The organism is Rhizomonospora bruguierae, from assembly GCF_018397995.1.
In the GTDB taxonomy this organism is placed as follows: domain Bacteria; phylum Actinomycetota; class Actinomycetes; order Mycobacteriales; family Micromonosporaceae; genus Rhizomonospora; species Rhizomonospora bruguierae.
In genome coordinates this window covers 85,205-97,777 of the sequence record NZ_BBQH01000016.1, presented here as the reverse complement: position 1 = coordinate 97,777, position 12,573 = coordinate 85,205, and the positions used below count along the sequence as shown (strand labels likewise).

The window sequence follows — 12,573 nt, the reverse complement described above, 5'->3', positions numbered from 1 at the left end:
TCGCCGAGTTCCCGCAGGCCGGGTACGGTTGCCGGGTGAGCGAGCGCACGCCGCGCGGGCTTGGCTTCGAGACCCGGGTGGACCGGCAGATCCGCGAGGCTGCCGAGCGCGGCGAGTTCGACAACCTGCTGGGCGCCGGCAAGCCGCTGCGGAACCTCTCCGGCCCCGAGGACGAGCAGTGGTGGATCAAGGACTGGGTGCGCCGTGAGAACGTGTCGCCGGACGCGCTGCTGCCCCTGCCGCTCCTGCTGCGCCGGGAGGTCGAGCACCTGCCGGAGACGGTACGCGGCCTCCGGTCGGAGGAGACCGTGCGCGAGGCCGTGGCGGAACTCAACCGTCGGATCCTGGACTACCTGCTTACGCCGTCCGGGCCGCCCGTCTCCATCCGCCGCGTGGACGCGGAGCGGATCGTCGCCGCCTGGCGGGCGGAGCGCGAGGCCACCGCCCACGAAGCTGCCCCGGCCACCGCTGCCACCTCGCCGGGGCCCGCCGTGGTCGGCCCGCCCCGGCCGGCGCGCCACCCGTGGTGGCGCCGCATCGCCCGCCGCCCGGGTCAGTAACCGTCCGGTGTGGGCAGCCGGGTCCGCCGCGCCAGCGTCACAGTCCTCAGCCCGGTCGCGGAACGCGAGCCACCGACCCCGCCCCGCGCCCGGGTCGCCGGGTGGGCCGGGCGACGACCCGCGCGCCCTCGGGGCAAACCCGCACGCGCCCGGGTCGCCGGCCATGCTCTCGCACCCCCACCTTGCCGGGCCGGCTCGCAGACCCGGCTCGCACGCCGGCTCGCACGCCCGGAGATCTTGGTACGGATACTGACAATCACCATCAAGTGCGGCAATGTATCGGATCAATTCAACGGGGCACCCGGCACCCGTTCTTGTCGCTATCGTCAGCGGCGTGGGGGAGCCAGTGGGGGCCGGGTCACCGGGAGATGCGGCGCGGCAGGCGGATTTACGGGCCGCCGACGCGGCCGGCGACGCGCACAAGGCCGGGCCGGAAATGCGCAGTGCGCAGGAGACCGGCGCAAAGCGGACCGACCCGGACCCGGATGACGCGGACCAGCCGGGACCGGACCAGACAGGGCCGGACCAGCCCGGGGCTGAACAGCCCGGGGGCGAGGTGGCCGCACCGGAACGGGCCGGACCGCGGTGGAGCCGGGAGAGCCGGCGGGCGCTGCTGCGGCGGGCCTGCCTGGTCGCCGCCGGGGCGGGGCTCGGCGCGGTGGCCTTCGCCGAGGCGGCCGACGTCCTCGACCGTAACCTGCCGATCCGGGGCGGCGCGGCCGGCGCCACGGAGGTCGACCGGGGGCCGCACAGCGGCGCCGGGCAGATCGCCGTCACGTGGAGGGTCCAGACCGACCGGAAGCTCGTCGCCCTCACCTTCGACGACGGTCCCCAACCGAACTGGACCGAACTGACCCTCGACACCCTCGACCGGTACGACGTGCCGGCGACGTTCTTCATGGTCGGCCAGCGGGCGCTGAAGAACCCGGGCGTGGTGCACGGGCGGATGGCGCGGCACGAGGCGGCGAACCACTCGTGGCGGCACAACGACCTGGCGCGGGCGGACGCCCAGCGGGCCGGCGACGACCTGCGCCGCTCGCACGACGCGATCGCCGAGGTCACCGGGCAGGAGCCGGCGCTGCTGCGCCCGCCGTACGGCCACCTGGGCGGCGGCGCGCTGCTGGCCGCGGCGCGGATGAACTACCGGGTCGTGCTGTGGTCCCAGCAGATGGTGGAGTCGGAGTTCCCGGGCGACCCGGCGGGGCACGCGCGGCACATCATCGACCAGATGGCGCCCGGCACGATCCTGCTCGCCCACAACGTGGGCAAGCCGGACCGGCTGGTCGCCCTCCGCGGGCTGCCCCGGATGATCGAAGGGCTCCGCGAGCGCGGCTACGAGTTCGTGACCGTGTCGCAGTTGCTGGGGGAGACCAGCCGGTCCGTCTGATCACGGGCTGGTGCAGGTGACGGCGGGCGTGCCGGTGACGGTGCCGGAGCCGACGAAGCCGTAGGTGGCGGACCCGTGCGGCGTCAGTTGCCGGTTCCAGCTCTCGTTGCGGACCACCGACAGCGTGCCGCTCTGCAGGTACACGCCGTTCCATGCCTGGGTGATGGTGGCGCCGGAGCCGGGCGAGAAGCTGGTCGTCCAGCCGCTCACGCCGCTGGAGCCGGCCGTCACGGTCACCTCGCCCTGGAACCCGCCGGGCCAGCTGTTCGTGATTTCGAGCACCGCGGTGCACAGCCCCGGGGCGCCTGGCTGTGGGGTGCCCTCGCTGCCCGTCCCGACCCCGGTCACCTGGCCGGTGCCGCCGTCGAAGACCACGTCCGAGCAGCTGAAGAAGTTCTCCTGGCTGTCCGAGCGGACCCACCGGGCGTAGATGAGGTGCCGGCCGGTCTTTCCGGCGGGCAGGGTGACGGTCCAGTAGTAGTGGCCGTCGTTGGTGCCCGGACCGCCGACCTGTGGCGGGTCGGTCACGGTGGAGAACGGGGCGGCCTCCAGGTCGCTCCAGGCGAGCGGCCGGGTGGGGCTCCACGTGTCCCTGGTGACGTAGACGTAGAAGGTGCCCGGGTGCTTCGCCCAGTTGCTGTAGTCGATTTCAAACTGGGCGCCCGCGGTCACGTGGGTGACCGGCCAGTCGCTGCGGGCAAGGTCGTACGCGGCGAACGTGGGGTTGCCGCCGCTGCACAGTTGCCCGTCCGGGACGAAGCCGGTGGTGCGCCCGTTCGCGTCCGAGCGGAGCACGCCGAACCAGTTGTAGAGAGGGGTGGTGCCGCCCTGCGCGACGGCGGCGGAGCAGGCCGGGTTGTGTGGCTGGATGTCGCCCTGCGGCGACAGTCCGTCCAGGTAGCACAGCCAGGTGCGGCTGCCCGGCTGCTGCGGGGTGCCGTGTGCCGGCGCGGCGGCCGGCGCCACGACGGCGCCGACGGCGAGGGCGAGCAGGAGGGTGGCGGCGAGGGCGGTGAGACGGCGTGCGGTCATGGCGACTCCCGGTAGCGGGTCGCGGCGCCCGCTGGTCGCCGCCGGCGGCCGGTGCCGCCGGGCGCCGCCGGCCAGCCGGCGCCGCGGGAGACCCATCCGCGCGGGGCCAACGGACCGGCGGACGGGTATGACACCCGAATTCGACCACCCACCACCGGGGCCAAACAAGAGGAACTTCCATGTCTCGATTCCCGGCGGCGGGCGGCGCCGCCCCGGCAGTAGGCGCGTGGGAGCGCTCCACCGATCTGCCAGCCCGCCAATCCCCCGGTGGCGACGGCGCCGCCGGACTCGGCGCGGACCGCAGCGGCGCTACGGACCACCGGGCCCGATCAGGGGGCGCCCGCCATCCAGCGGCGTCAGGGCCGGGCGGCCACCCGGCTGGCCGACGCAGGCGGCGGCGGCCCCGACCGCCAGCCGGGCCGCGTCCCTCGGGTGGTCGCCGCGCAGCAGGGCGGCGGTCAGCGCGGCGGTGAACGCGTCGCCCGCGCCGGTCGTGTCGATGATCTTCTCCTTCGCGAGGGGCAGCAGCGCGTGCCCCCGGCCCCACGCCCGGTCGTCCCAGACGAACAGGTTGCCCGCGCCGCCGAGGGCCAGGGCCAGCAGCCGGGGACCGGCGGAGAGCAGGCCCCAGGCCGCCTCCAGCACCCGGTCCGGGTCGTTGCCCGGGGCGCCGGTCAGCGCCTCGGCCTCCTTGGCGTCAGCGCGCACCACGTCGGCGGTGCCGAGCAGGGTCGCCCGGTCGGCACCGTCCCCGGGCGCGCCGTCCAGGACCACCATCGCGCCGGCGTCCCGGCCGCGCCGCGCCGCCGCCAGCACCGCGGCGGGCGGCTGCTGGAGCTGGACGAGGACCGCCTCCGCCGCGTCCAGCGCCGGGCCGGCCGCCGCCACGTCCGCCTCGGTGAGCAGCACCTGGACGGGCAGGTGCTGCAGGTACCGCCAGCCGCCGTCCGCCTCCAACGCCTCCACGATCAGCCCGGTCTGCGCACCGGGCCGGCGCACCACGTACCGGACGTCGATGCCGTCGCGCCGGGCCTGGGCGAGCAGTTCCTCACCGACCCGGTCGTCGCCGGCCACCGCCACCAGCGCCACCGGCACGCCGAGCTGGGCCAGTGAGACGGCCTGGTTGGCACCCTTGCCGCCCAGCATCTCCAGACGCAGCCGGGCGTCCGCGGAGGTGCCGGTGGGCGGCAGCTCGTCCACGAGCAGCACGACGTCCCGGGCCAACTGCCCGGCCACAACGACCGTCATCCCACCCCTCCCCCTTCGCCGATCTTGGACCTGCCGTGCCGGTCAAACCGCCCTTACCCATCCGATCCCGACACCACAACTCCAAGATCGGCGGGTGCTTCGCGCCGGACCGGGGCGCGGGGCGGGTGCACGTGCATTGGCACTTGCCGCCGCACGATCGACACGGGCATCATGGTGTCCGCGCGACCACGCAACGTCGCCAATCGCACCTCTCGCGATCGGACAGAAGCTCTTGGCCATGGAGATGGACGCCGACCCGCGCCCGAGCGCGCTCGTCGCGAGGTTCCGTCCCCTCGCCACCCCGGCGGCCGCCGGGCAGAGCGCCCTGACCCGGTACCCCCGTTGGTGGTGGATCCCGCTCGCCGGCGCGGTCGCGATGGGCGCCCAGGCCGCGCTGCACGCCCATGCCCTGGCCGCCGCGGTCGGGGTCGCCGGGGTCGCGCTCGCCGGGCGCGCCCTGAGCCGCCGCAGCGCCCCGCTCGGCGGCTGGCTCGCCTTCCTCGGGCTGGCCCTCGGCGCGGTGGTGCTGCTGGCCAGCGCCGTGCCCGCCGGCCGGTCGGTGCCCTCGCTGGTCTGGGTCGCGGCGTTCGCGGTCGCGTACCTGCTGTTCACCGCGGGGCTGCTCGCCCTGATGCTGCTCTCCGCCGAGGTGGCGCCGGGCACCACCGTGCTGGAAGCGGGGATCGTGGCGGTCGGTGCCATGATCTTCGGCTGGACGCTGCTCGTGGCGCCCTCGCTGCACGGCGGCTCGCCGACCGCCGCCCAACTCGCCGTGGCCGTCACGTACAACGCGCTGGACCTGGCGATGGCCGCCGCGCTCGTCGTCGTCGGCCGCGCCTGGCGGCGGCGCCGGGTGGCCCCGCCCGTGCTCCTGCTGGCCGCGGCCGGCGCCGCCGTGCTCGCCGGGGACGTGGCGTTCCTGACCCGCATGGCCGCGATCGGGACCGGCGCGTTCGCGTCCGGCGGTGCGGGCCAGTACGCCTGGCTGGCCTGGTGCTTCCTGGCCGCCGGGGCGTTGGCGCACCCGGCGTTCGGGGTGGTGTCCCGCCGCGAGGCGCGCCCGCCGCGGCGCCTCTCCCCGCGGCGGCACGGCGTGTTCATGGCGCTGGCGGCGGCCACCCCGCTCGTCGCGGCGGCCGGCGCGGTGACCTCCGGCCACGCGGACACCCCGGCGGCCACGGTCGCGACGATCGGGCCGGCCGTGCTGGCCAGCGTCGTGTCCGTGCTGCTGGTCGCGAGGCACGCGCTGTCCCTGCGGGTCGCCGAGCAGAACGCCCGGGCGGTGGCCGTGCACGCCGTGATGCTGGACGAGTACGCGGCGCGACTGCGCCGGTCCCTGGCGGAGCAGGAGGAACTCCAGCGCCGTCTGGCCCACCAGGCGCTGCACGACCCGTTGACCGGGCTGGCGAACCGCATCCTGTTCGCCGAGCGGCTGGAGGCCGCCCTCACGCTCGGCCCGCCGCCGCACAGCGCATCGCGGCACGGCCCGCCGCCACAGAACCCGCCGCCGCCCGGCGCACAACCACACAGCGCATCGCGGCACGGCCCGCCGCCGCACAACCCGCCGTCGCCCGGCGCGTCGCTGCACAGCGCGCTGCCGCAGAACCCACCGCCGCGCGGCGCGCTGCTGCTGGTGGACCTCGACCGGTTCAAGGCGGTCAACGACGGGTTCGGCCACGCGGCCGGCGACGCCCTGCTGGTGGCGGTGGCGGCGCGGCTGCGGGACGCGACCGACGGCGCGGACGCGGTGGCGCGCCTCGGCGGCGACGAGTTCGCCGTGCTGCTGACCGGCGCCGACCCGGAGCGTTGCCGGGCCGTGGCCGCCGCGGTCCGCGGCGGGATCCGCGCCCTGGGCATCACCGGGGGCGACGGCCGGCTGACCACCGCCAGCGTCGGGCTGCTGCTGTTCGGCGACGCCCCGCTCTGCCCGGCCGAGGCGCTGCGCCGCGCCGACCTGGCGCTGTACGCGGCCAAGGCGGCCGGCCGGGACCGGATCGCCGAGTTCGGCCCCGAACTGGCCGAGGCGGCTCCGCCGGCGGCGGGCGGGCCGCGACACCGGCCCGTACTCGCGGAGCGGGTCCCGTCCACTACCGGTGGAAGCTGAGCCGCCGGGGCACCCCGGCGCGAAGCTCCACGGTGGACGGCGTGGCCACCGCCGGCGGCGGTGCGACCCGGACGGTACGGTCGTGGCGGGCGGTCAGGGTGGCCTCCCGGAGCCGGCCGGCCCGCCAGTCCAGGTCGACGGTCACCGCGCCGCGGGCGCGCAGGCCCCGGACCGACCCGTCCCGCCAGGGCGGCGGCAATGCCGGGAGCAGGCGGAGCCGGCCGCGGTGGCTCTGTACCAGCAGCTCCGCCACGGCGGCGGTCACGCCGAAGTTGCCGTCGATCTGGAACAGGTCGGTGGGGTGCAGGTCGAACAGGTTCTCCGCCACGTACTCGCGCAGCAGGGTGGCGATGCTGGCCACGGCGGCCGTCCCGTCGCCCAGCCGCGCCCAGAGGGCCACCGCCCAGGCCCGGCTCCAACCGGTGCTCCCGCCGCCGTGGTCCAGCCGGTGGCGCAGTGCAGCGCGGGCCGCCTCGGCGAGGTCCGGCGTGTCGTCGACGTCGATCGCGTCGCCCGGGAACAGCCCGTAGAGGTGGGAGAGGTGGCGGTGCCCGGGCTCCACCTCGGTGACCGGCGCGGACCACTCCAGGAGCCGGCCGTCCGCCCCGACGGCCGGCTCGGGCAGCGCCGGCTCCGCCAGGCCGGCCCAGCGGAACAGGTCCCGGATCAGCCAGATGTCCATCGTGGAGCAGGTGTCGAGGGAGACCGGGCGGTCACGGTCGTCGCGGAAGGCGTTCTCGGGCGAGGTCGACGGGGCGGGCACGAGTCGGCCGCCGTGCGGTACCAGGTAGTCGCGGACGAACTCCGCCGCGCCCCGCACCGGCCGGTCGTCCACCGGCTCCCCGGTGAAGTCGGCGTGCTCGGCCAGGTGGCGGGCCAGCCACGCGCCGGCCATGGGCCACAGCGCCCAGACCGGGTCACCGGTGCCCTCCCCCACCGGCCAGCTTGCGCGCCAGAGGTCGGTGTTGTGGTGCGCGACCCAGCCGGCGCAGCCGTACAGCGAGCGGGCGGTGCGGGCACCGGGTTCGGCCAACTGTCCGATGAGGTCGAGCAGCGGGCCGTGGCACTCCGCGAGGTTCGCGGTCAGCGCCGGCCAGTAGTTCATCGGCAGGTTGATGTTCGTGGTGTAGTTGCCCCGCCACGGTGGTCGCACCGTCTCGTTCCAGATGCCCTGGAGGTTGGCGGGCTCGGTGCCGGGCCGCGACGAGGCCATCAGCAGGTACCGCCCGTAGTCGAAGAGCAGCGCCACCAGGTCGGGGTCGGGCACGCCGGCCCGGAAGGCGGCGAGCCGCTCGTCGGTCGGGATGTCCGCGCCGCCGCGACCGCCGAGGTCCAGGTGGACGCGGTCGAAGAGGACCCGGTGGTCCCGCTCGTGCCGGGCGAGAAGGTCGCCGGTCGCCGCCCGGATGGTGGCGAGGCACCGGGTGATCAGTTCGCCGGGGTCGTCGCCCGGGTGCTGGTTCCACCCTCGGAAGGACGTGTGCGCCGCGAGTACGAGGGTGACCTCACGCCCACCGGTCACGCGCAGGTCACCGTCCACCGTGCTGATCTGCCCTTCGGGGCTGCGGGCCGTGAGTGCGATGACGAAGCGGATGCCCCGCTGCGGGTCGTAGGTGACCGGCTCGGCGCGCACCGGACCGCGACCGCTGAGCGCGATGGTGGTCCCGCCGGCCGACGGCCGCCTGGCGTCCGGGTGCGGCGTTCGCAACCGGGCACGCAGATGAAGCCCGCCCGGCCGGTCCGTGGTGACCCGGACGACGAGCACGTCGTCCGGGGCCGAGGCGAACACCTCCGTGCGTACCCCGCCGCCGGAGGCGGTCGCCACGCCCCGGGCAAGGTCGAGTTCCCGGTGGTAGTCCGGCGCGCCAGCCGGCCCGTCCACCTCCAGCAGCAGGTCACCGAGCGGCTGGTACGCCTCGGTGTCCGGGCCCTGGAGCGCCCGCGAGGCGTCGCCGGCCGCCGCGCGGTCGCCCTCGGCGAGCAGCAGGTGGCGCACCCGGGCCAGGGTCCGTGGCCCGCCCGCCACGCCGGCCTGGCGCGGCCCGCTCCCGGACCACAGCGTGTCGATGTTCAGCCCGATCCGCTCCGCGACCAGGTCGCCGAAGACCATCCCGCCGAGCCGCCCGTTGCCCACCGGCAGCGCCTGCGCCCACCGCTGCGCGGGTCGCCGGTACCACAGCCGCCGCGTCCGATCCACATCGAGGAACGTACCGTCCCCGATGTTTCGGCGAGGCCATGGCTCAGCGGTGGCCAGCGGTGCGGAGCGGGCCCCGGCTGGACACCGTGGTGCCCGGACCTCTTGCGCCGGCCCAGCCGGCATGGCCGCGGACGCACGGGGTACCCGCTGGTCGTGAGGGCAATGGGCCGGTACGGCGACGAGGTGACGGGGCTGGCGACGCCACTGACCGGGCCGGGCGACCTGGACCCGCTGATGGACCGGGTGGCCGGCGCGCGGGTGGTGATGCTCGGCGAGGCGACGCACGGCACGCACGAGTTCTACCGGTGGCGCGCGGCGCTCACCCAGCGGCTGATCACCGAGCGGGGCTTCTCGTTCGTGGCCGTGGAGGGCGACTGGCCGGACTGCGCCCGGGTGGACCGCAGCACCCGCCGCGACCCCGGCGCGCCGGAGGACCCCCGGGCGGCGCTGACCGGGTTCGAGCGGTGGCCGACGTGGATGTGGGCCAACGAGGAGGTGGCCGACTTCTGCCGGTGGCTGCGCGGGTACAACGCGACCGTGCCGGAGCCGGTCGGCTTCCACGGCCTGGACGTGTACTCGCTGTGGGAGTCGCTGCGCGAGGTCATGCTGTACCTGCGGGAGAACGACCCGGAACGGGTACCGGAGGCGCTGGCCGCCTACCGGTGCTTCGAACCCTACGGCGAGGACCCGCAGCGGTACGCGATGGCCACCCGCCTGGTACCCGAGGGCTGCGAGCCGGAGGTGCTGGAACTGCTGATGGCGCTGCGCGAGGCGGCCGCCCGGAACGCCGGCAGCGACTCGTTCGGCGCGGAGCGCAACGCCGCGGCGGTGCTGGGCGCGGAGCGGTACTACCGGGCGATGCTCGGCGGCGGCTCCGAGGCGTGGAACGTGCGCGACCGGCACATGGACGACACCCTGGCCCGGCTGCTGGAGTACTACGGGCGGGCGGCCAAGGGGATCGTCTGGGCGCACAACACGCACGTCGGGGACGCCCGCGCCACCGACATGGCGCAGTCCGGCGCGGTGAACATCGGGCAGTTGGGCCGGGAGCGGTACGGCGCGGACGAGGTGGTGCTGGTCGGCTTCGGCACCCATGCGGGCACGGTGATCGCCGGGGACGAGTGGGGTGCCCCGATGCGTGAGATGCCGGTGCCGCCGGCCCGGCGGGACTCGCTGGAGGAGGTCCTGCACGAGACCGCGCCGGAGCGGGCGCTGCTCGTCTTCCCCCGGGACGGGCGGCCCGACCTGCTCACCGACGCGCTGGACCACCGCGCGATCGGTGTGGTCTACCACCCGGAGCGGGAGCGGTGGGGCAACTACGTGCCGACCGTGCTCGGCGAGCGGTACGACGCGTTCTGCTGGTTCGACCGGTCGTCGGCGGTGCGCCCGCTGCGCACCCCGGCCGAGGACGCCCGCGAGCCGGAGACCTTCCCCACCGGCGCCTGACGGGCACCGCGGGTCAGGCCACGGCGGCCAGGAAGTCCGCGGCCGGCACCGCGAACGCCACGACCACGAGCGCCATCCGTGGGATCGACGGCCGGCGCGCGGCGACCGCGTACACCGCCACGAGCAGCGGCGCGGCTACCGTCTGGAGTGTCCAGTCGTCACGCCGGGCGAGTACGTTCAGGTGGCAGCAGACCAGCCAGGTGATGGTCGCCGCCGTCCACAGTGCCAGGCCGGTGCGGTAGCAGGTGCGGGGGTGCCACCGCACCGCGGCCGCCGCGTAGCCGGCCGCCCGGTCGGCCGCCAGGTCGATCACGGTCGTCGGCAGGTAGAGCGCCGCGCCGAGCAGCAGGCCAGCACCACCATCACCGGCGGGTACGCGCCGGGCGGGCGGTGCAGGGACCAGCCGGCCAGCGGGCCCAGCACGCCCACGACCAGCGCGTTAACGGTCACGTCCGCGCCGGGGCGGGCCTTGAGGCGGATCGGCGGCGCGCTGTAGAGCCAGCCGAGGACGAGCACGGCGACCGTGCCCGCGAGGAAGGTCGGCCCGATCCCGGCCGCGACCGCGAGCGCGCCGCAGGTCCACCCTGGTCAGCGCCCCGGTGACCAGCGACGCGGTCGCCTTGCGCGGGTTGCGCCGATCGCCGGGCAGGTCGTGCAGGTCGTTCAGGGCCAGCACCGCGCCCCAGACCAGCGGTCCAAGCACGACGTACGCGGCCAGGTACGCGGGCAGGGCCGGCGGCTCGGGCAGCCACCGCCCGGTGGCGAGGACCGAGCCGAGGAACGTACCGGCCCAGCCGAGCGGCCAGAACCACGGGCGCGTGAGGCGGACCACCGCCCAGGCCCGCTCAGCGCGGACACTGTGGAGGATCACGGCGTGCGTCTGTGCCATGACCCCGACGCTAGGGACCGGCACCCCGGCCCCGCTTCACCCGCCGGAGGCAACGTCCTCCCCGGCGGAGGGAGGACCCCTGGTGGGGCCGTGTCGCCAACGACCGGGGCGCACAGGATGAACCGGTAAAGTGCGCCGGTGCCCATCGCCCGCCACGCGCTCGCAAAGCTCCCCGCGCCCCTGCACCGGCTGCTGTGGAAGCACCGCGAGGTCGTGAAGTTCGTCCTGGTCGGCGGCTTCTGCTATCTGCTGACCGCCGCGATCAACTACGGCCTGAAGCTGACCGTCCTGGCGCACAAGCCGGTGACGGCGCTCACCATCGCGACCGTGGTCGCCTCCGTGGTGTCGTACCTGCTGAACCGGGAGTGGTCGTTCCGGCACCGCGGCGGCCGCCGGCGGCACCACGAGGCGGTGCTGTTCTTCCTGTTCAGCGGCCTGGCCGTGGCGGTGACCGACGTCCCGCTGCTGCTGGCCCGGTACGTCTTCCACCTGCACGTCCCCGAGGTCTCCCGGACCGTGCAGGAGGTCTCCGACTTCGCCAGCGGCATGATCCTGGGCACCCTGCTCGGCATGGTGTTCCGCCTGTGGGCGTTCCGCCGCTGGGTGTGGCCCGAGCCGAACGGCCGCGCGGCCCGTGCGCTGCGCCGGCGGCCGGTCACCCCCGCGGCCACCCGGCGGGACGCCGCCTGAGCCGTCCACGCCCACGCCGCGGATCAGGACGCGAGCTTTCGCGCACCTTGAGCGTGGTCGGAAAGGTGCTCTGCCAGGCGGCGAGGTGGCCGCCCAGCAGCGCGCGGGTGGCCGTGGCCGCCATCTCCTCCACCGGCTGCCGCACCGAACTCAGCGGCGGGATCGTGCAGCTGACCAGGAGGCTGTCGTCGAAGCCGACCACGGCCACGTCGTCCGGCACCCGGCGGCCGGCGGCGGCCAGCGCCTGGAGCGCGCCGACGGCCATCACGTCGCAGGCGACGAACAGGGCGTCCAGGTCCGGGTGGTCGGCCAGCAGGCGCTGCGTCCCGGCGTACCCGCCCTCGCGGCGGAAGTTCCCACCGGCACCGAGCGGGGGCAGACCGGCGTCGCGCATCGCCTCCTGGTAGCCGGTGCGGCGCCCGATCGCGCACGGGTTCCGCTCCGGGCCGTGGATCGCGGCCAGCCTCCGCCGCCCGCCCCGGTACAGATGGTCGACGGCGGCGCGGGCGCCGGCCACGTTGTCCGGGTCGATGAACGGCACCCGGGGCGCCGAACGGCCCATCGAGACGACCCGGTCGCACCGGCGGTAGAAGTCGGCGCCCAGGTCGGCGGGGACGTTGACCAGGATCGCGCCGAGGCTGGCCGCCCCCGCGACCTCGACCAGCCGGCGCGGCGCCGCGGACTCGTCCACGACGTGGATGCGCAGCTGTGCCGGGCTGCCGGCCAGCTCGGCGGCGATCCCCGCCACCACCCGCCCGCAGTACGGGTTGGACCCGAGGCTGCATTCGCCGTCGTCGACCACGACCAGTTCGACCACGTCGGCGCGGCCCGCGGCGAGGGCCCGCGCGGCGGGGCTGGGCCGGTACGCCAGCCGGTCGATCACCGCCTGGACCCGGCGCCGCACGTGCGGGGCGACACCCCGGCCGCCGTTGACGACGCGGGACGCCGCCGTCACGGACACCCCCGCCTCGCGGGCCACATCGGCCAGCGTCGGCCTTCTCTCCTGCATCCGCCGAGGGT

At 75.7% G+C, this 12,573-nt stretch carries 12 protein-coding genes; 5 read left to right on the top strand and 7 right to left on the bottom strand.

The genetic code is table 11. The features are described 5' to 3' along the window. Positions 1-35 precede the first annotated feature (35 nt). On the top strand, positions 36-560 hold the full coding sequence (locus tag KJS59_RS08060) for a DnaJ family domain-containing protein (RefSeq protein ID WP_213451700.1): 525 nt from the start codon (positions 36-38) through the stop codon (positions 558-560). A gap of 334 nt (positions 561-894) precedes the next feature. Beyond that, entirely contained in the window at positions 895-1,947 is a 1,053-nt protein-coding gene (locus KJS59_RS08055; protein ID WP_249713966.1) for a polysaccharide deacetylase family protein, read from the top strand. Here KJS59_RS08055 and KJS59_RS08050 read toward each other — a convergent pair whose 3' ends face one another. Together KJS59_RS08050 and KJS59_RS08045 are read right to left on the bottom strand one after the other, a co-directional pair. Beyond that, positions 1,948-2,979 carry a lytic polysaccharide monooxygenase auxiliary activity family 9 protein gene (locus tag KJS59_RS08050; protein ID WP_213451699.1) on the bottom strand — a complete coding sequence of 344 codons (1,032 nt, stop codon included), beginning with the start codon at positions 2,977-2,979 and terminating at the stop codon, positions 1,948-1,950. Positions 2,980-3,288: 309 nt separating this feature from the next. Next, positions 3,289-4,227 carry a PfkB family carbohydrate kinase gene (locus tag KJS59_RS08045; RefSeq protein WP_213451698.1) on the bottom strand — a complete coding sequence of 313 codons (939 nt, stop codon included), beginning with the start codon at positions 4,225-4,227 and terminating at the stop codon, positions 3,289-3,291. A gap of 238 nt (positions 4,228-4,465) precedes the next feature. Between KJS59_RS08045 and KJS59_RS31710 the strand changes: the two genes are divergently transcribed. Further along, on the top strand, positions 4,466-6,331 hold the full coding sequence (locus KJS59_RS31710; RefSeq protein WP_213451697.1) for a GGDEF domain-containing protein: 1,866 nt from the start codon (positions 4,466-4,468) through the stop codon (positions 6,329-6,331). Here the strand turns inward: KJS59_RS31710 and KJS59_RS08035 are convergent. Next, positions 6,315-8,528 (bottom strand): glycoside hydrolase family 95 protein, encoded by a 2,214-nt coding sequence (locus KJS59_RS08035; RefSeq protein ID WP_213451696.1) that lies wholly within the window; start codon positions 8,526-8,528, stop codon positions 6,315-6,317. The genes KJS59_RS31710 and KJS59_RS08035 overlap by 17 nt on opposite strands. A 162-nt stretch (positions 8,529-8,690) precedes the next feature. On the opposite strand from KJS59_RS08035, the gene KJS59_RS08030 reads away from it, so the two are divergent. Next, entirely contained in the window at positions 8,691-9,974 is a 1,284-nt protein-coding gene (locus KJS59_RS08030; RefSeq protein WP_213451813.1) for an erythromycin esterase family protein, read from the top strand. A gap of 13 nt (positions 9,975-9,987) precedes the next feature. Here the strand turns inward: KJS59_RS08030 and KJS59_RS08025 are convergent, their stop codons facing one another. Genes KJS59_RS08025 through KJS59_RS08015 form a run of 3 tightly spaced genes read right to left on the bottom strand, consistent with a single transcriptional unit; the run spans position 9,988 to position 10,863 of the window. Beyond that, positions 9,988-10,287 carry a hypothetical protein gene (locus tag KJS59_RS08025; protein ID WP_213451695.1) on the bottom strand — a complete coding sequence of 100 codons (300 nt, stop codon included), beginning with the start codon at positions 10,285-10,287 and terminating at the stop codon, positions 9,988-9,990. After that, positions 10,284-10,424: a hypothetical protein gene (locus KJS59_RS08020; RefSeq protein ID WP_213451694.1), complete on the bottom strand. Its 141-nt coding sequence runs from the start codon at positions 10,422-10,424 to the stop codon at positions 10,284-10,286. Before KJS59_RS08020 ends, KJS59_RS08025 begins: the two co-directional genes overlap by 4 nt. After that, entirely contained in the window at positions 10,414-10,863 is a 450-nt protein-coding gene (locus KJS59_RS08015) for a hypothetical protein (RefSeq protein WP_213451693.1), read from the bottom strand. The genes KJS59_RS08020 and KJS59_RS08015 overlap by 11 nt, the downstream gene beginning before the upstream one ends. A 138-nt stretch (positions 10,864-11,001) precedes the next feature. Between KJS59_RS08015 and KJS59_RS08010 the strand changes: the two genes are divergently transcribed. Next, the gene (locus KJS59_RS08010) at positions 11,002-11,553 is read left to right on the top strand and encodes a GtrA family protein (RefSeq protein WP_249713965.1); all 552 of its coding nucleotides are present in this window, start codon (positions 11,002-11,004) and stop codon (positions 11,551-11,553) included. Here KJS59_RS08010 and KJS59_RS08005 read toward each other — a convergent pair. Beyond that, positions 11,519-12,562, bottom strand: coding sequence for a LacI family DNA-binding transcriptional regulator (locus KJS59_RS08005; protein WP_213451692.1), 1,044 nt, complete (start codon positions 12,560-12,562; stop codon positions 11,519-11,521). The genes KJS59_RS08010 and KJS59_RS08005 overlap by 35 nt on opposite strands. Positions 12,563-12,573: the final 11 nt, after the last annotated feature.